At 75.2% G+C, this 18172-nt stretch carries 13 protein-coding genes; 5 read left to right on the forward strand and 8 right to left on the reverse strand.

Annotated elements, in window-relative coordinates; translation table 11 throughout:
• Positions 1-9: 9 nt before the first annotated feature.
• Positions 10-3339, reverse strand: a complete 3330-nt coding sequence (locus tag ACFYNO_RS08460) for an ATP-dependent helicase (RefSeq protein WP_388007342.1) — start codon at positions 3337-3339, stop codon at positions 10-12.
• 81 nt (positions 3340-3420) lie between these two features.
• Complete coding sequence (locus tag ACFYNO_RS08465; protein WP_388007345.1) at positions 3421-3753, reverse strand: MGMT family protein; 333 nt, start codon at positions 3751-3753, stop codon at positions 3421-3423.
• Between the two features lie 142 nt (positions 3754-3895).
• Between ACFYNO_RS08465 and ACFYNO_RS08470 the strand changes: the two genes are divergently transcribed.
• On the forward strand, positions 3896-6586 hold the full coding sequence (locus tag ACFYNO_RS08470; protein WP_388007348.1) for a lysylphosphatidylglycerol synthase domain-containing protein: 2691 nt from the start codon (positions 3896-3898) through the stop codon (positions 6584-6586).
• A gap of 78 nt (positions 6587-6664) precedes the next feature.
• On the opposite strand, the gene moeZ is transcribed toward ACFYNO_RS08470, so the two are convergent.
• The 5 genes from moeZ to ACFYNO_RS08495 all read right to left on the reverse strand — a co-directional run bounded on the left by moeZ (position 6665) and on the right by ACFYNO_RS08495 (position 12832).
• Positions 6665-7843 carry an adenylyltransferase/sulfurtransferase MoeZ gene (gene moeZ, locus ACFYNO_RS08475; RefSeq protein ID WP_388007351.1) on the reverse strand — a complete coding sequence of 393 codons (1179 nt, stop codon included), beginning with the start codon at positions 7841-7843 and terminating at the stop codon, positions 6665-6667.
• 154 nt (positions 7844-7997) lie between these two features.
• The gene (locus ACFYNO_RS08480; RefSeq protein ID WP_388007354.1) at positions 7998-8945 is read right to left on the reverse strand and encodes an NAD-dependent epimerase/dehydratase family protein; all 948 of its coding nucleotides are present in this window, start codon (positions 8943-8945) and stop codon (positions 7998-8000) included.
• An 89-nt stretch (positions 8946-9034) separates the two neighbouring features.
• Positions 9035-9964, reverse strand: a complete 930-nt coding sequence (locus ACFYNO_RS08485) for a hypothetical protein (protein ID WP_388007357.1) — start codon at positions 9962-9964, stop codon at positions 9035-9037.
• Positions 9964-11499: a DUF3492 domain-containing protein gene (locus tag ACFYNO_RS08490; RefSeq protein WP_388007360.1), complete on the reverse strand. Its 1536-nt coding sequence runs from the start codon at positions 11497-11499 to the stop codon at positions 9964-9966. Before ACFYNO_RS08490 ends, ACFYNO_RS08485 begins: the two co-directional genes overlap by 1 nt.
• Positions 11500-11887: 388 nt before the next feature.
• The gene (locus ACFYNO_RS08495; protein WP_388007363.1) at positions 11888-12832 is read right to left on the reverse strand and encodes an alpha/beta fold hydrolase; all 945 of its coding nucleotides are present in this window, start codon (positions 12830-12832) and stop codon (positions 11888-11890) included.
• A 196-nt stretch (positions 12833-13028) separates the two neighbouring features.
• On the opposite strand from ACFYNO_RS08495, the gene ACFYNO_RS08500 reads away from it, so the two are divergent.
• The 3 genes from ACFYNO_RS08500 (at position 13029) to ACFYNO_RS08510 (ending at position 14484) form a co-directional block, all read left to right on the forward strand.
• Complete coding sequence (locus tag ACFYNO_RS08500) at positions 13029-13688, forward strand: TetR/AcrR family transcriptional regulator (protein ID WP_388007366.1); 660 nt, start codon at positions 13029-13031, stop codon at positions 13686-13688.
• A gap of 101 nt (positions 13689-13789) precedes the next feature.
• Positions 13790-14017, forward strand: coding sequence for a DUF3107 domain-containing protein (locus ACFYNO_RS08505; RefSeq protein ID WP_388007369.1), 228 nt, complete (start codon positions 13790-13792; stop codon positions 14015-14017).
• A gap of 170 nt (positions 14018-14187) precedes the next feature.
• A complete protein-coding gene (locus ACFYNO_RS08510) occupies positions 14188-14484 on the forward strand; it encodes a hypothetical protein (RefSeq protein ID WP_388007372.1) in 297 nt (98 codons plus the stop codon).
• 51 nt (positions 14485-14535) lie between these two features.
• On the opposite strand, the gene ACFYNO_RS08515 is transcribed toward ACFYNO_RS08510, so the two are convergent.
• Positions 14536-15240, reverse strand: a complete 705-nt coding sequence (locus ACFYNO_RS08515) for a ferritin-like fold-containing protein (protein ID WP_388007375.1) — start codon at positions 15238-15240, stop codon at positions 14536-14538.
• A 618-nt stretch (positions 15241-15858) separates the two neighbouring features.
• Between ACFYNO_RS08515 and ACFYNO_RS08520 the strand changes: the two genes are divergently transcribed.
• Positions 15859-18172 (forward strand): DEAD/DEAH box helicase (locus ACFYNO_RS08520; protein WP_388007378.1); only part of this gene is annotated, 2314 nt, incomplete at its 3' end.

Here is an 18172-nt window from a genome sequence, read left to right on the forward strand (position 1 = left end):
GGCCGCCCCCTACTCGATCAGCTGCCGCCCGTCCCGCTGCGCCGAGCAGCTGCGCTTGAACGCGCAGTGCCCGCACCCCTCCCCCGTGGTCGGCACGAAGCGTTCGGCCAGCACCCGCCCCGCCGCGTCCGCGAGCAGGTTCTCGATCCACGGCTCCCCCTCCGGCGGGGGCTGGTGCTGCACCTTCGGGGCGTCGGCCAGCTTCTTGTCCTCGAACCGCAGCTGCACCAGCTCCGCCCCGCCCAGCGGCGGCCGCTCGTTCAGCAGGCCGTCCAGCGCGCCCTCGCGCACGGCCAGCTGGTAGACCGCCAGCTGCCGGTGCTCGGGCAGCGACCTGTCGCTCGGCGCCTGCTTGCCGGTCTTGAAGTCCACCACGTACGCCCGCCCGGCCGCGTCCTGCTCGACCCGGTCCAGCACGCCGCGGATCCGCACCGCGACCTCCCCGACCGGCAGGGTCAGGTCGAAGTCGTGCTCGGTGGCCAGGGTGGTCCGGTCGCGTTCCAGGACGTGCCAGTGCAGGAACCGCTCCAGCGCCGTCCGCGCGTTGCCCTTCTCCTGGTCCGACTTCCACGGTGCGTCGAAGGCGAGCGCGTCCCAGACCGAGTCCAGCCGCTCCAGCAGCACCGCCAGGTCGGCCGGGGTCCGGCCGGAGCCCACCTCGTCGGCCAGCGCGTGCAGCACGTTGCCGAAGCCCTGCGCGCCGGAGGTGGCTCCCTGGGCGCCGACCTCCTTGGTCAGGAACCACTGCAGCGAGCAGTTCTCCAGCTGCTCCAGCCCGCTGCCGGAGAGCTGCACCGGCAGCTCCGGCTCGCGCAGCGGCACCGGGTTGCTGGTCAGGTCGGCCAGCCCCCACCAGCGGTCCGGGTGGGCCTGCGGCACCAGCGGCGCGCCGGTCTCGTCGGTGGCGGTGGCCAGTCTGGCCAGCCGTTCGGCGGCCGCCCGGCGCAGCTCCGGCGAGCGGGACGGGTCGACGGTGACCGCGCGCAGCTCGGCGACCAGCGCGGCCACCGAGAGCGGCCGGCGCGGGCGGTGGGCGACGTCGGCGACGGTGACCGCCGGGGTGCGCGCCAGCACCTTGCCGGTGCGCGGGTCGGTCTCCTCCCGGTAGAGCTCGCGCAGCAGCCGGGAGGGCTCGTCGCCGTCCTCGGCGGGCGCCTTGACGGCGGTGACGATCAGCCGCTCCTTCGCCCGGGTCGCAGCCACGTAGAAGAGCCGGCGCTCCTCGGCGAGCAGCGCGCCCGGGGTGAGCGGTTCGGCCAGGCCGTCGCGGCCGATCCGGTCTGCCTCCAGCAGCGAGCCGCGCCGGCGCAGGTCGGGCCAGAGGCCCTCCTGCACGCCGGCGACCACCACCAGCCGCCACTCCAGGCCCTTGGAGCGGTGCGCCGTCATCAGCCGCACCGCCTCGGGACGGGCGGCGCGCACGGTCAGGGTGTCGGCGGCGATGTCCTGGGCCTCGACCTCGGCGAGCAGGTCGAGCGCGCCGCGGTGGCCGGTGACCTGGTCCTCGGCGCGGGCGGCGGTCTCGAAGAGCGCGCAGAGCGCGTCCAGGTCGCGGTCGGCGTTGCGCCCGGCGGCGCCGCCGCGCCGGGCGGCCCGCTCCAGCCGCTCGCGCCAGCGCGGGCTGCCGTCCCAGAGCTGCCAGAGCGCCTCCTCGGCGGTGCCGCCGCCGCGCAGCAGGTCGCGGACCTTGCGCAGCAGGGTGCCGAGTTCGCGGGCCCGGCGGGCCGGGGCGGAGTCGAGCAGCAGCAGGCGCTCGGGCTCGGCGAGCGCCTGCCGGATGAGCTCCTCCGCCGAGCGCACGACGCCGGGCGCGAGCTCCCCGCCCTCCCCGGCCGCCGCCCGGAGCGCCGCGCGCTCCTCCTCGCGCAACTCCCGGCCGAGCCGGCGCAGGTCGGCGCCGTCCAGTGCGCCCAGCGGACCGGTGAGCAGGGTGTGCGCCACCTCGGCGGTCAGCGGCTCGGCCCTCCCGGCGCCGGAGGTCGGCCCGGCCGACGTCCGCTGCGCCGGGATCGACCCCAGGGCCCGCTCGGCGGCCTTCTCCGCCGCCGCCCCCTCCGCGCAGACCCGCAGCGCCAGCAGCACCGGTACCACCGCCGGCTCCTCGCGCAGCGGCAGGTCGTCACCGGCTATCTCCAGCGGCACCCCGGCCGCCGACAGCGCCCGCCGCACCCCGGGGATGGCCCGCGCACCGGCCCGGACCAGCACCGCCATCTCGTCCCAGGGCACCCCGTCCTCCAGGTGCGCGCGGCGCAGCAGGTCGGCCACGCTCTCCAGCTCGGCCCCGGGGCTCGGGTAGGTGTACACCTCCACGCTGCCCTGGCCGCCCTCCCGGCCCGGCAGCAGCGCCCGGTGCTCGGCCAGCTTCGCGGCGGGCAGCCGCCCCATCGGCATCCGGGCGGCCAGCTGCCGGGAGGCCGCCAGGATCATCGGCGCGGACCGGCGGGAGACCCGCAGCACCCGCACCTCGGCGGGCCGCCCGTCCCGCTGCCGGAACTGCTCGGGGAAGTCGAGGATGCCGTTGATGTCGGCCCCGCGGAAGGCGTAGATCGACTGGTCCGGGTCGCCCACCGCCACCAGGTCCCGCCCGCCCCCGGCCAACCGCTGCAGCAGCCGCACTTGGGCGGGGTCGGTGTCCTGGTACTCGTCCACGAAGACCGCGTCGTACTGGGCGGCCAGGTCCACCCCGGGCCGCTCGGCCAGCAGCACCGCGCGGTGCACCAGCTCGGCGTAGTCCAGCACCCCGCGCAGGTCCAGCACGTCCAGGTAGTCGGCCAGGAAGTGCGCGGCGGCCGACCAGTCCGGCCGGGCCACCCCGGCGGCGAAACGGTCCAGCTCCCGCTCGCCCAGCCCGAGCTCGCGGCTGCGGGCCAGCACGGCGCGCACCTCGTCGGCGAACCCGCGGGTGGTCAGGCAGGCCCGCAGCTCCAGCGGCCAGCGGATCCGGCCGCCGCCCGCCGCCGCGTCCTCCGCGCCGCCGGCCAGCAGCTCGCGGACCATCACGTCCTGCTCGGGGCCGGAGAGCAGCCGCAGCGGCTCCGCGTACCGCTCCGGCTCCTGGTGGGCCCGCAGCAGCGCGTAGCAGAAGGAGTGGAAGGTGGTCGCCTGCGGCGCCGCGGGCAGCCGCACCGCCAGCCGGTCGCGCAGGTCCATCGCCGCCTTGCGGCTGAAGGTCAGCACCAGGATCCGCTCCGGGTCGGTGCCCCGCTCGACCCGCCGGGCCACCGCCTCCACCAGCGTGGTGGTCTTCCCCGTCCCCGGCCCCGCCAGCACCAGCAGCGGACCGCCCGCATGCTCCGCCACCGCCTGCTGGAACCGGTCCAGCCGGGGCGGTTCGGGCATCGCGAGCGGGCTGCGCACCAAACGGTAGGAGGGGGCCACGATCGTCCAGGGATAGGGAACCGGAGCGTAGAAGCCTACGCCCTAGCGTCCGTCCCACCGCGCGTGGCGCAGGTCGACCCGGTACTGCTCGCGCCCCTCGCGCAGCGGGGTGCCCTCGGTGCGGTAGGCGGCCAGCGCCCGGTGCTCGTGGCCGGGCAGCAGCGCGCCGTCCGCGCGCACCACCCGCCACCACGCCACCGCGCCCCCGTACAGCGCCAGCACCCGGCCGACCTGCCGCGGACCGCCCTCGCCGAGGAACTCGGCGACGTCCCCGTACGTCATCACCCGGCCGGGAGGGATACGGTCGATCACATCGAGCACCAGCTCGGCGAACGGGGGAAGGTCGGCAGCGCGGTCCGTGCTGTTGTCCGTCATTCGGGCATTGTTGCCCATCCGGAGCAGCCGACCGCCCCCTCCGGGGTAATCGCCGCGCCCGGTCCCGCCCCTGTCCGGCGGCTGGGAGCCCGGCATGCCACCATCTTTCAGGCGGTGAGTGGTGATACGAGGACAAGACCAGATGACCGGGACGGCTGACGTGGACGTGGACGAGGGCTCAGTCGAGCCCACCCCCGCCGCGTCGGCGACCGGTGCGGAGCCGGCCGGGCCCAAGGTCTCGCTGGTCAAGCGCACTCCGCGCGAGCCCGCGCGGCCCGAGCCCGCGCAGCCCGAGCCGGGGCAGCCCGAGCCCGAGCGGCCCGCGGAACCTAAGCGGCCCGCACCCCCCGCGGAGGAGGAGGACGGCGAGCACCTCGCCGTGGACGAGCCGCTGCTGGCCGCCCGCGCGCACCGCCCCTCCGACCTGATCCGCTTCGTGGCCGGCCTGCTCGGCATCATCGCGCTCTTCGTGATCGCCAACATCGCCACCTCGACCACCAGCGGCATCGAGACCGACATCCAGACCAACGTCAAGCACGTCACGCCCTGGCTCACCACCCTGGGCAGCCTGGTCTCCAGCGTGGCGGTGCTGGCCGTGCCGGTCGCCTTCGCCTTCGAACGGCTGATCAAGCGCGACGGCCTGCGGGTGGCCGACGGGGTGCTCTCCGCGGTGCTGGCCTACGGCGTCTCGCTGGGCGTGGACTGGTGGGTGGCCGAGGGCGCCTCGCAGGCGATCCGCGGCGCCTTCACCCGGCTGCCCGAGGGCGGCGGCCCGCTCACCGAGCCGGTGCACGGCTACCTGGCCCCGGTGATCGCCTTCATGACCGCCGTCGGCCTGGCCAGCCGCCCGCGCTGGCGGGTGGCGCTCTGGTCGGTGGTGCTGCTCAGCGGCTTCACCGAGCTGATCAGCGGCTACACCACCCCGCTCTCGCTGCTGCTCACCGTGACCATCGGCTGGTCGGTCGCCTACGGCACCCTCTACACCATCGGCTCCCCCAACATCCGGCCCACCGGCCAGCACCTGATGCTCGGCCTGCGCCGGGTCGGCTTCACCCCGCGCTACGCCCACCGGGCCGCCGACGCCCCCGGCGGCACCCGCCGCTACGTGGTCAACCAGCAGGACGGCCCGGCGCTGGACGTCCACATCATCGACCGCGAGCAGCAGGCCTCCGGCTTCTTCTACCGGGCCTGGCGCCGGCTGCGGCTGCGCACCGTGGCGATCCGCCGCAGCCCGCAGTCGCTGCGCCAGGCGCTGGAGCAGGAGGCGCTGATCGCCTACGCCGCCACCGCGGCCGGCGCCGACGCCCCGCAGCTGGTGGCCACCTCCGAACTGGGTCCGGACGCGGCGATCCTGGTCTACCAGAAGCTCGAGGGCCGCACCCTGGACGAGCTCGGGGACGAGGAGATCACCGACCCGGTGATGGCCTCGTTCTGGACCTCGGTCGGCGCCCTGCACGACCGCCGGATCGCCCACCGCCGGCTGACCGGCGAGTCGCTGCTGGTGGTGGACGGCGCCCGGGGCGTGCTGGTCAACCTCTCCGGCGGCGACATCGCGGCCGGCGACCTGACGCTGCGGATCGACGTGGCCCAGCTGCTCACCACCTTCGCGCTGCGGATCGGCCCGGAGCGCGCGGTGGCGGTGGCCAACAAGGTGCTGGGCCGGGACCGGGTGGCGGCCGCGCTGCCGCTGCTGCAGCCGGTCGGCCTGAGCCGGCAGACCCGCAACGACCTGGCCAAGCAGACCAAGGAGCGCCGCGCTGCCGCCCAGGCGCTGGCCCTGGAGCAGGTGGCGGCCGGCGAGAAGAGCCAGGAGCAGGCCGAGGAGGACATCGCCGCCGCCCGCGAGGATCTGCTCAGCCGCCTGCGGCAGCAGATCCTGGAGATCGCCCCGGAGGCCCCGGAGGCGCCCGCCAAGCTGGAGCGGCTGCGGCCGAAGACCCTGATCACCGTGGTGGCGCTGGCCTTCGCCGCCTACCTGGCGGTGACCACCATCCAGCCCGGCCAGCTGAAGCTCTCCCAGATGAACTGGGCCTGGGCCGCCGTGGCGCTGGCCGCCGCGGCCGTCACCTACATCGCCGCGGCGATGAGCCTGACCGGCTTCGTGCCGGAGAAGCTGCCGTTCGGCCGGACCGTGGCGGCCCAGCTGGCCAGTTCCTTCGTCAAGCTGGTGGCCCCGGCCGCGATCGGCGGCATCGCGCTCAACACCCGCTACCTGCAGAAGCAGGGGGTCCGGCCGGTGCAGGCGGTGGCCAGTGTCGGCGCCTCCCAGCTGGCCGGCCTCGCCGGGCACCTGCTGCTGCTCTTCCTGTTCGGCATGATCACCGGCAGCCAGGGCAACGGGGACCTGGGCAGCGAACGGGCGGTGATCATCGGCGTGCTGAGCGCGGCGGTGCTGGCCCTGGTGGTGGCGGCGGTGGCACCGCTGCGGCGGTTCCTCTGGACCAAGCTGCGGGCGCTCTTCTTCGGCGTGGTGCCGCGGATGCTCGACCTGATGCAGACGCCCAGCAAGCTGGTCACCGGCTTCGGCGGCATCCTGCTGCTGACCCTGACCTTCACCGCCTGCCTGGACGCCTCGGTGCGGGCCTTCGGCGGCTCGATGAACTACGCCACCGTCGCGGTGATCTTCCTGACCGCCAACGCGGCCGGATCGGCGGTGCCGACCCCGGGCGGGATCGGCGCGATCGAGGGTGCGCTGATCGTCGCGATGAGCCTCGGGATGCCGGCCGCCACCGCCACCTCGGCGGTCTTCCTCTACCGGGCACTGACCTTCTGGCTGCCGGTGCTGCCCGGCTGGATCGCCTACAGCTACCTGCAACGCAAGAACGCGCTCTGACCCGGGCCCGCCGGGACGGCCGCGCCCCCGCACCGCCGGAGCGGTACGGGGGCGCGAGGCAGCTCGAGCGCGGGCGGGTCAGTAGACCGGCTTCTCCGGCTCGATCTGGTTGACCCAGCTGATCACGCCGCCGCCCAGGTGCACCGAGTTGGCGAACCCGGCGGCCTTCAGCACGGCCAGCACCTCGGCCGAGCGGACACCGGTCTTGCAGTGCACCACGATCTTCTTGTCCTGCGGCATCTTCTCCAGCGCGCTCCCCATCAGGAACTCGTTCTTGGGGATGAGCACCGCGCCCGGGATGGAGACGATCTCGTACTCGTTCTGCTCGCGGACGTCGATCAGCAGGATGTCCTCGCCGTTGTCCTGCATCTCCTTGAGCTGCTTGGACGTGATGGTCGAGCCGAGGGCGGCCTCCTGGGCCTCCTCGGAGATCACGCCGCAGAACGCCTCGTAGTCGATCAGCTCGGTGACCGTCGGGTTGTCGCCGCAGAGCACGCAGTTCGGGTCCTTGCGGACCTTGACCTGGCGGTAGTTCATCTCCAGGGCGTCGTAGATCATCAGCCGGCCGACCAGCGGCTCGCCGACCCCGGCCAGCAGCTTGATCGCCTCGGTGACCTGGATCGAGCCGATCGAGGCGCAGAGCACGCCCAGCACGCCGCCCTCGGCGCAGGACGGCACCATGCCCGGCGGCGGGGCCTCCGGGTAGAGGCAGCGGTAGCAGGGGCCGTGCTCGGCCCAGAAGACGCTGGCCTGGCCGTCGAAGCGGTAGATCGAGCCCCAGACGTACGGCTTGCCGAGCAGCACGGCGGCGTCGTTCACCAGGTACCGGGTGGCGAAGTTGTCGGTGCCGTCGACGATCAGGTCGTAGCCGGAGAAGATCTCCATCACGTTATCGTTGTCGAGCCGCTCGTCGTGCAGGATCACGTCGACGTACGGGTTGATCTCCTTGACCGAGTCCCGCGCGGACTCGCCCTTGGAGCGGCCGATGTCGGACTGCCCGTGGATGATCTGGCGCTGCAGGTTGGACTCGTCGACCGTGTCGAACTCGACGATGCCGAGCGTGCCGACGCCCGCGGCCGCCAGGTACATCAGGGCCGGGGAGCCGAGGCCGCCGGCGCCCACGCAGAGCACCTTGGCGTTCTTCAGCCGCTTCTGCCCGGCCATCCCGACCTCCGGGATGATCAGGTGGCGGGAGTACCGGCGGACCTCGTCTACGGTGAGCTCGTCGGCCGGCTCGACCAGGGGTGGCAGCGACACGGGGACTCCGATGGTCGTCTTAATCAGTGGTTCCTTGCCCAACAGTGTCATGCCCGCCCGCTATTCCGAGACAGCTCGTCCGACAGGCGAGACGACCGCCGCCGGATGCTGGGACCTGCGGATCCGTCCGCGTTTCGGCGGCCCGCGCCCCGGGTCAGACCCGGCAGGCGGTCTCCAGCCAGACGTCGGCCAGCGACTCCTCCAGCGGGATCTGCACCCGCCAGCCCAGCCGCTCCCGGGCCGTGCGCACATCGGCCTGCCGCCAGGGCACCGGCTCGCCGGCCGGCCTGGCCTCCACCGGGGCGGCGCCGGCCGGCTCGCCCGCGGACTGCGCGGGCAGCAGCACCGGGCGGCTCTCCTCGGTCAGCAGGCCCTCGAAGCCGGAGGCCCGGACCAGCAGGTCGGCCGCCTCCCTGGCCCGCACCGCGTGGCCGCTGCCCACGTTGACCACCCCGGTGGCGGCCGAGTCCACCGCCGCGCGGACCGCCTCGGCCACGTCCCGGACATCCACGAAGTCCCGGAATGCGGACAGGTCCGGCAGCCGCAGCTGGGGGTCGCCGTGCTCCAGCGCCCGGCGCAGGCCCTCGGCCAGCCGCCCGAAGAGCGAGGCCGCCGGGGTGCCCGGGCCGACCACGTCGAAGACCCGCAGCACCACCGCGTCCAGCCCGGAGGCCAGCACCAGCTCGGTGCCGGCCAGCTTGGCCACCCCGTACGGCCCGACCGGGCGCGGCTCGGCGCTCTCCAGCACCGCCGAGCCGAACGGCATCGGCCCGTACTCGGCGGCCGAGCCGACGTGCACCAGCCGGGCCGGCTCGCGGCTGCGCCGGATCGCCTCGCAGACCGTGGCCACCGCCAGCGCGTTGGCCCGCACCAGGGCGCGCGGGCTGCCGTAGGTGGCGCCCGCGCAGTTGATCACCACCTGCGGGGCCACCGCGTCCAGGAACCGGGCCAGCGCCCCGGGGCTGCCGGCCGCCAGGTCGAAGCGGATGTCGGCGGAGTCCCGCCGGCCGAGCACGGTGACCTGCAGGTCGGGATCCAAGAGCAGCCGATCGGCGACCCGGCGGCCCAGATAGCCGCCGGCCCCCAGCAACAGCACCCGCATGGGAGTCCTTCCAACGGGACCGCCCGGCAGCGGGCGGTCGTCCAACGAGATGGTGGGGATCGGGAGTGGGTCGGGCGGCCGGGACCGGCTCACGGGTAGGAGCCGGCCCGCGCGGTGGCGGCCCAGGCCCTCGGCAGCAGCACGGCGGCGGCCGCGCCGGCCGCCAGCACGGTCAGCGTGCCGGGCTCGGCGGCCCACCCGACGGGCAGGCCGAGCGCCCGTAGCAGCACCAGCGCCAGCCCGGTCAGATCGGCCAGCGCCACCCCGGCCAGCGCCAGCCCGGCCCGGCCGAGCCGGCGCAGCACGGCGGCGGCGCCGACCAGCAGGCCGAGCACCGCCTGCCCGTACCACTGCACCGGCCCGGCCCGCTGCACCACGGCGGGCAGCAGCCCGATCGCGGCCGGGCCCGGGCGCGGCGCCACCGCGGTGAGCACCGCCAAGGCGGCGAAGCTGGTCAGCGCGAGCACCGCCAGGTGCAGGCCGAGCGCCACTGGCAGCACCGGGCGCATCCGGGCCCGGAACTCGGCCAGGGTCACCGCGCTGCGCACCTGCACCCGGCCGGTGTGCCGCACCCAGCGGGCCGCCCGGTCGGCCGCCCCGGCCGCCGGCCAGGCCGCCAGGGCCAGCGCCAGCGCGGTGGCCAGCGCCCCGGGCGCCGCGGTGACCAGCGGCAGCAGCAGCACCCCGAGCAGGCCGGCGGCGGTGCCCAGCCGGTACCGCCAGCCGGGCTGCGGCCGCGCCGCGGGCGGGGCGGGCGGCTCCACCGGGCGGCGCGGCACCCGGGCGAACAGCTCCTCGGCCAGCCCGAACACGTCCGCGTGCCGGTACCGCCCGGCCACCGCGGCGGAGATCCCGGCCTCCTCCAGACCGGCCGCGATCTCCAGCGGATCCACCGCCCGCTCGCAGAGCGCCCGGTGCGCCTCCAGCAGCTCCCGCACCGGATCGGCCACCCGCCGGCGCCCGGCCTCCCCGGGCGCCGGTAACGCCCCGGCGGACCGCTCGCCGCCCCGGCCGGCCATCAGCTGGTCCTCACCCGGGCCGCCACCGCCCGGGACGGACCGGCCACCCAGTACTCGGCGGGCCGGGCGAACGGCCGCGGCAGCACGCCGGGGGTGCGCTCGGCGGCCGGGAAGGCGGGCCAGTGCGAGACCAGCTCCAGGTAGACGTCCCGGAAGGCGGCGACCGCCGGCTCCACGGCGAACCGCTCGGCCGCCCGCTGCCGCCCGGCCCGGCCCAGCCGCTCCCGGCGCTCCCGGTCGTCCAGCAGCGCCAGGCAGGCCCCGGCCAGCGCCGCCGGGTCGCAGGGCGGCACCAGCAGCCCGGCCGGGCCCAGCACCTCGCGCGCCACCCCCACGTCGGTGGCGACCACCGCCCGCCCGCTCAGCATCGCCTCGGCCAGCAGGCGCGGCCCGGGCAGCGTGCGGTGCGGGAAGACCGCCACCGTGCCGTGCGCCCAGCGGCCCTCGGCCGGCACCCGCTCGGCGAACCGCACGTCGCCGTCCAGCCCGACCGTCAGCCCCAGCCGCTCGGCCACCGCCACGCAGTGCGCCCGGTAGCCGGTCCGCCCCTCGGACTCGCAGAACAGCAGCCGGGCCTGCGGCTGCTCGGCCCGCACCCGGGCGAAGGCGTGCAGCATCAGCTCCGGATCGGCGGCCGGGGTCAGCCGGCCGGCCCAGACCAGGGTGGGCCGGGAGGGCTCCGGCCCGGCGGCCGGGTGGCCGGCGGCGGGCACGTCCCGGTGCACCACCCGGATCCGGTCCGGGTCGGCCCCGCAGCGCAGCTGCCACTCGCGGTCGTAGCCGCTGCCCGGGGTGAGCAGCGCGGCCTGCCGGTAGGTCTCGGCGGCGAGCTGGCGGAAGAAGGAGAGCAGCAGCGCCCGGACCGGCCAGCGGTAGGGCGCCTGCCGGTAGCCCAGGTACTGCTCGCGCAGGTGCAGGCCGTGCTCGGTGAGCACGAACGGCACCCCGTACAGCTCCTTGGCGATCAGCGCGGGCAGCGCGGCGGGGCCGCCGCCGACCACGTGGCACAGGTCGGCCGCGCCCAGCCCGCCGGGCTCCTCGCCGTACCAGTCGGCCGAGAGCGGGCGCAGGAACTGCTCCAGCAGGTCCCCGGCGACCAGCACGTCGTGCACCAGCGGCTGCCCGGCCGCGGTGTCCGCGCCCGGCGAGCGCCAGACCCGCTCCAGCACCTGGTGCGCCCGGCCGGAGGCCAGGAAGGCGGGCAGCGCGCCATCCTGCCGGGCCAGCTCGGCCAGCCGGTGCAGGGCGGGCGCGAAGCCCTCCCGCTCGGCGGGCAGCACCAGCGCCCGGACCAGCTGTTCGTAGGCTCTGGCGTACGGCCGGCGGCGGACCGCGCCCGGCGCCCGCCCGCCCGGCCGGGGCCCGCGCAGCGCCAGCGTCCGCAATCCGGCATCGGAGTCGGCTCCGGCGGCATCGGCGGGCTCGCCGCTGAGCAGCGCGTACCGGTCGAACTCGTGCTCCGGCAGGCCGGCGACCAGTCGGGCCGGCCAGCCCGCCCCGGCCCGGGAACCTTCGACAAGCAGGGCAATGCGCACGACGAACCTCCAGGAGACGGAGCCGGGGGAACCGGACCGGAACAAGCGGGCACCAGACGCGCGGGAGGACTCTCACCGACGACCCCGGCACCGGATCGCCCCGATCTCGCGGGCCCAGCGGCCCCACCCGCCCCTCGGGCGGGACGGGCGGCCTGGGCGCCGTCGCGGACCGTTCGCTCCCCACCGGGCCCCGAGGCGGGCCCACCCCTGCGCCCTCTCCCCTCGGGCCCCGCCTGCGGCGAGCGCCCCCCACATCTGTTCGGTCCGACACCCACGAAGGTAGAGCGGAAAGCCCGGGTACGTCGCTCACCTGCGCTCATGCCACCTGAACGAGTGAATCCCCGTAACGTCCGGCCGCCGCTGACGTTCGGTCAGGCCTGACGGAGCCTCAGTTCCCGGTCTCCCGCAGGAACTCCCGCACCGCCCGCGCCACCCGCACCGGGTGCTCCATCATCGCCACGTGCCCGGAGTCCGGCAGCACCAGCAGCCGGGAGTCCCGGAACGCCGCGCAGGCCCGGACCGCCGAGCGGTACGAGACCAGCTTGTCGCGCAGCCCGTAGACCAGCAGCACCGGCACCTCCACCCGCTCCGCCTGCCGCCAGAGCGCCTGCTCGCCCCGCTCGGTGTAGGCGGTGACGATGCCGCGGGCCGAGCCGGCCATCACCGGGAGCGCGTACGGCAGCGCGAGCCGGCGCCGGTACTCGGCCACCGCCAGCTCGCGCTGCTCGGCCGGGATCGCCCGGGCGTCGCCGTAGAGCAGGTCGAGCAGCTCGTCCGCGGTCTGCTCGACGGAGCGCCGCCCGGCGCCCGCCCACTGCAGCAGCCGTCCCATCCCGGGCAGCGCCAGCAGCCCGGTGGGCAGCGCGGTGCGCTGCGGCGGCAGCTCCGGCAGCGCGGGCGAGACCAGCACCAGGCTGCGCACCAGCTCCGGCCGCAGCGCCGCCAGCCGGACCGCCACCGCGCCGCCCAGCGAGTTGCCGACCAGGTGCACCGGCCCGCGCCCGGTGGCCTCCAGGTAGCCGATCACCGCCCGCACGTGGCCGGAGACCGAGAGATTGCCGTCCGGCGGCGGCGCCGACCAGCCGAAGCCCGGCAGGTCCACGGCCTCGCCGCGCACCGTGCCGGCCAGCTCGCCCATCAGCGCGGTCCAGTTGTCCGCCGAGCCGCCGAGCCCGTGCACGAACAGTGCCTCCGGCAGCCCGTCGGCCGGGTCGGCGGTCGGGCCGATCACGGAGAGCACCGCCCCGGGCACCGGCAGCGCCCTGGCGCCCCAGCGGCCGGGCGGGCGGCCGGTCCCGGCCGCCGTGACCCGTTCCCGCTGCTCGGTGCTCATGGGAGAAGATGGTAGTGAGACTCTGGCGCCGGAGGGGGTGTCGCGCCGTATTGTGGGCTCCCGACAACCCGGGAGCTGCGGTTTTTCCGATCAGGCCGAGCGCGCTTCCGGGTTACCGAAAAGTAGAATCAGCCGCTCGACCGTCGAACGACCAGCCATCGACCCCGCAGCGTCGACCGTGAAAGTGAGGAGCGCCGTGACGGCCATCCAGGAGGCCCAGGACCGCCCGCGCGGCGCCCGGCTGCCGCGTAGCGCCCGCCGGGAGCAGCTGCTCGGAGCCGCGCAGGAGGTGTTCGTCGCCCAGGGCTACCACGCCGCGGCGATGGACGACATCGCCGAGCGCGCCGGGGTCAGCAAGCCCGTCCTCTACCAGCACTTCCCCGGCAAGCTGGAGCTCTACCTCGCGCTGCTGGACAAGCACTGCGACGCGCTGGTCGACTCCATCCGGCAGGCGCTGGACGCCACCACCGACAACAAGCAGCGGGTCGCCGCGACCATGCAGGCCTACTTCGACTACGTGGCCTCCGAGTCCGGCTCGTTCCGGCTGGTCTTCGAGTCGGACCTGACCAACGAGCCGGCCGTGCGCGAGCGGGTCGAGCGGGCCACCGACCTGAGCGCGACGCTGGTCAGCAAGGTGATCGCGGAGGACACCGACCTGCCGGAGGCGGAGTCCAAGCTGCTCGCCGCCGGGGTCTGCGGCCTGGCCCAGATCACCGCCCGGTTCTGGCTCTCGCAGGGCGCCGAGATCCCCCGCGAGGAGGCGGTGCGGCTGATCGCCTCGCTCTCCTGGCGCGGCCTCAAGGGCTTCCCGATGCACCCCGGCATGGACGTGCCGGCGGGTTCCGCCGAGGATTGATCCACCGCGTCGCCACCCGGTTGCTCTAAGGTGAAGCGGAAAGGCCCGGTCACAGCAGTGCACCGGGCATGGCTGGTTGTAACCCCGGAGGGACGGAAGCCGTGGAGGTCAAGATCGGCGTGCAGAACGCGCCGCGAGAGATCGTCATCGAGAGCTCGCAGACCGCTGACGAGGTCGAGAACGCCGTCGCCAAGTCCCTGGAGGGCACCTCGAAGCTCTTCTCGCTGACCGACGAGCACGGCCGCCGCATCCTGGTCCCGGCCGACCGCCTGGCCTATGTGGAGATCGGCGAGCAGGCTGTCCGCAAGGTCGGCTTCGGCACCATCTGAGGCCCGCCGCGGCACCGCGTCCTCCCGCCCGCCCCTCCGGCCACCGGAGCGGCGGGCGGCGGCGTACCCGAAGGGCGGCGGCGCAGGCGTAGGACCCCGGCGGCCCGGGTATGGGTCGCGCACCGCGGTTCCCCCGCCGCGGTGGAACTCCTCTCCCCCGGGAGGCCGCGGTGCCGCTGTCCGTCGAAGCCGTGCTGTTCGCCGTGATCGGCCTGGCGGCCGGGTTCACCGCGCTCGCCGTCCGGCCCGAGTACTTCCTCCCGTCGGGCCGGGGCCTGGTGCTCTGCACCGGCCTGGTCTCGGCGCTGCTCAGCGGGCTGGTGATCCGGTTCGAGTTCTCCGGCGGGAACCTGCCGGCCACCCTGCTGCTGACGGCGCTGGTGACCGGGCTGCTCACCACCGTGCCGGCCCGGCCGGACCTGGCGGCCCACCGCGGCGGCCACCGGCGGCGCCGGCACGCCTCCTGAGGGCGGGAGCCGCGGAGCCGGCCGGACGGGCTCCCGGCGGCCCGGCGGGGTTCAGGAGGAGAGGCCCAGCGCGCTCATCCGCTTGGTGTGCGCCTCGGTGATCCGGTTGAACATCTTGCCGACCTCGACCAGGTCGAAGCCGCGCACCGCCGAACCGCCGACCAGCAGGTTGGAGAGCGCGTCCCGCTCGGCCACCACCCGCTGGGCCTGGCCGAGCGCCTCGCCCATCAGCCGCCGGCCCCAGAGCGCCAGCCGCCCGCCGACCCGCGGGTCCTGCTCGATCGCCTGGCGCACCTTGTCCACGGCGAACTGCGCGTGCCCGGTGTCGGCCATCACCCGGAGCACCAGGTCGCGGGTGTCGTCGTCCAGCCGGACGGCCACCTCGCGGTAGAAGTCGGTGGCGATCGAGTCGCCGACGAAGGCCTTGACCAGGCCCTCCAGCCAGTCCGACGGCCGGGTCACCCGGTGGAAGGTCTCCAGCGGCTCGACGAACGGCGTCATCGACTCGGCCGGGTCGGCGCCGATCTCGGCCAGCCGGTCGTGCAGCAGCTGGTAGTGCTGGAACTCGGCCGAGGCCATCCGGGCCAGCGCCGCCTTGTCGGCCAGTCCGGGGGCGAGCTTGGCGTCGTCCGCCAGCCGCTCGAAGGCGCTCAGCTCGCCGTAGGCCAGTGCGCCGAGCAGGTCGAGCACGGCAGCCCGGTAGATCGGGTCGGCCGAGCAGGTGGTCCAGTCGCCGATCGAGCCTTCAGTCTCCATGGACCGCCACTCTAGACCGCCGGGAGGAGGGTTCCGGGCGTGCTCAGCGGGCATGTCAGGGACGTCACGTGTTCGACTCGGCCGCAAACGGTACAGTGGTACAGGGACTCGTATACCCGCACGGTTCGCAGACCGCGCGGGTTCGCCTCGTCCGGACCATTCCGGCGCGGCGTCCGGTCCCACGTACGCGGATGCCCGGTCGGAGAGCCGATCGGCTCCGACCTTGGCTTGGACCTCAAGCCAGGCACCGCATCAGTGGCCGAGCGAGGGCCGCCGCGGACCGCGCCGCAGGGCGCCGGTCCCGCGCCGGATTCCTCAAGGGACATCTCCCCCACGCCACGGGACGCCACCGCCCGTCCAGGGCAGGCGCCCGCGCGCAGCAGGGACCGGCGTGGTCGTGCACGACCTCGCAGCTCGCGACGGAGTCTTGACGACTCCGGCCGAGCCGCGCGGCTGCCCGCCGCCCACTCGCTCTCGGCCCCGCCACACGGAAGAGGCAGCACCCTGTCCACCACGACTGAACCCATCAAGACGACCTTCCGCGAGCTCGGCATCCTCTCGGAGACCGCCGAAGCCCTGGAGGCCGTCGGCATCGTCCACCCGTTCCCGATCCAGGAGATGACCCTCCCGGTCGCGATGACCGGGCACGACGTCATCGGCCAGGCCAAGACCGGCACCGGAAAGACCCTGGGCTTCGGCCTGCCGCTGATCGAGCGAGCCGTGGTCCGGGCCGACGTCGACGCCGGCCGGGCCACCGAGGACCAGCTCTCCGACAGCCCGCAGGCGCTCATCGTGGTGCCGACCCGCGAGCTCTGCACCCAGGTGACCAACGACCTGCAGACCGCCGGCAAGGTCCGCGACGTGCGGGTGCTGGCCGTCTACGGCGGCCGGGCCTACGAGCCGCAGGTGGAGGCGCTGAAGAAGGGCGTCGACATCGTGGTCGGCACCCCGGGCCGGCTGCTCGACCTGGCCGGCCAGCGCAAGCTGGACCTCTCCAAGGTCCGCGCGCTGGTGCTCGACGAGGCCGACGAGATGCTCGACCTGGGCTTCCTGCCCGACGTCGAGAAGATCATCACCATGCTGCCGGCCAAGCGGCAGACCCTGCTCTTCTCGGCCACCATGCCGGGACAGGTGATCAGCCTGGCCCGCCGCTACATGAGCCAGCCGACCCACATCCGGGCGGCCGCGCCGGACGACAGCGGCCACACCGTGGCCTCGGTCACCCAGCACATCTTCCGCGCCCACTCGCTGGACAAGGTCGAGATGCTGTCCCGGCTGCTGCAGGCCGAGGGCCGCGGGCTGGCGATGATCTTCTGCCGGACCAAGCGGACCGCCGCCGACGTGGCCGACCAGCTGACCCAGCGCGGCTTCGCGGCCGGCGCGGTGCACGGCGACCTCGGCCAGGGCGCCCGCGAGCAGGCGCTGCGCGCCTTCCGCAACGGCAAGGTCGACGTGCTGGTCTGCACCGACGTCGCGGCCCGCGGCATCGACGTCGAGGGCGTCACGCACGTCGTCAACTACCAGTGCCCCGAGGACGAGAAGACCTACCTGCACCGGATCGGCCGGACCGGCCGGGCCGGCGCCTCGGGCACCGCGGTCACCCTGGTCGACTGGGACGACATCCCGCGCTGGCAGCTGATCAACAAGGCGCTGGAGCTGACGTTCAACGACCCGGAGGAGACCTACTCGACCTCCCCGCACTTCTACGAGCTGCTGAAGATCGCGCCCGGCACCAAGGGCGTGCTGCCGCGCTCCGAGCGGACCCGGGCCGGCCTGGGCGCCGAGGAGATCGAGGACCTGGGCGAGACCGGCGGGCGCGTTGCGCGCGGCGGCCGGAGCGAGCGCGGCCGCGCTCGCGGCGGGCGTGACGAGCGCGGCGGGCGTGACGAGCGCGGTGGCCGCGGCGAGCGCGAGGTGCGCTCGGGCGAGGCCGCCGAGCAGGGCGGGCAGGCCGGCGAGGACCGTCCGGCCCGCAGCCGGAACCGCCGCCGCACCCGTGGCGGAGCGGCCGTGGCGGCCGGCGAGGCGGCGGCCGTGGTGCAGAGCCCGGCGGCCCCCGCGGGCGACGCTCCGGCGGCCGGGCAGGGCGGCGGCAACGACGAGGGCGGCAGCGCGCCGCGTCGCCGGCGGCGCCGTTCGCGCGGTGGCGCGGCGGCGGACGCCGCGGCGGCGGCGGGCGGGCGGCCGGCTCCCGCTCAGACCCAGCCCCAGGCTCAGACTCAGGCTCCGGTGGCGGCTCCGGTCGCCGAGCCGGTGGCCGTCGTGGTCGAGGCGGTGAACGCGGTGAGCGTGCCGGAGCAGGCGGGCGCGCCGGCTCAGGAGAGCACGGCGCCGGCGCCGAAGAAGACCACCCGGACCCGGAAGACCGCGGCCGCGAAGCCGGCCGAGGAGGCTCCGGCGGCCGAGGCCGTCGAGGCGCCGGTGAAGAAGGCGGCCGCCCGGCGGACCGTCAAGAAGGCCGCGGAGGCCGTCGAGGCCGTTGCGGCCGTCGCCGAGGCACCCGTCAAGAAGACGGCCGCCAAGCGCACGGTCAAGAAGGCCGCCGAGCCCGCCGAGGCCGTCGCCGAGGCGCCGGTCAAGAAGACCGCCGCCAAGCGCACCACCAAGAAGATCGCGGAGGCCGTCGAGGCCGTCGAGGCCGTCGCCGAGGCACCCGTCAAGAAGACGGCCGCCAAGCGCACGGTCAAGAAGGCCGCCGAGCCCGCCGAGGCCCCGGCTGCCAAGAAGACCGCCGCGAAGCGGACCGTCAAGAAGGCCGCCGAGCCGGTCGAGGCCGTCGCCGAGGCGCCGGTCAAGAAGACCGCCGCCAAGCGCACCACCAAGAAGATCGCGGAAGCCGTCGAGGCCGTCGAGGCCGTCGCCGAGGCACCCGTCAAGAAGACGGCCGCCAAGCGCACGGTCAAGAAGGCCGCCGAGCCCGCCGAGGCCCCGG

Origin of the sequence: Kitasatospora sp. NPDC006697 (genome assembly GCF_042869935.1) — a bacterium.
Lineage (GTDB): Bacteria > Actinomycetota > Actinomycetes > Streptomycetales > Streptomycetaceae > Kitasatospora.

Bases quoted from the DNA above. Each gene is read 5' to 3' on its own strand.
- ACFYNO_RS08460 (WP_388007342.1), bottom strand. From the start codon at position 3,339: ATGCCCGAACCGCCCCGGCTGGACCGGTTCCAGCAGGCGGTGGCGGAG.
- ACFYNO_RS08465 (WP_388007345.1), bottom strand. From the start codon at position 3,753: ATGACGGACAACAGCACGGACCGCGCTGCCGACCTTCCCCCGTTCGCC.
- ACFYNO_RS08470 (WP_388007348.1), top strand. From the start codon at position 3,896: ATGACCGGGACGGCTGACGTGGACGTGGACGAGGGCTCAGTCGAGCCC.
- ACFYNO_RS08480 (WP_388007354.1), bottom strand. From the start codon at position 8,945: ATGCGGGTGCTGTTGCTGGGGGCCGGCGGCTATCTGGGCCGCCGGGTC.
- ACFYNO_RS08485 (WP_388007357.1), bottom strand. From the start codon at position 9,964: ATGGCCGGCCGGGGCGGCGAGCGGTCCGCCGGGGCGTTACCGGCGCCC.
- ACFYNO_RS08495 (WP_388007363.1), bottom strand. From the start codon at position 12,832: ATGAGCACCGAGCAGCGGGAACGGGTCACGGCGGCCGGGACCGGCCGC.
- ACFYNO_RS08515 (WP_388007375.1), bottom strand. From the start codon at position 15,240: ATGGAGACTGAAGGCTCGATCGGCGACTGGACCACCTGCTCGGCCGAC.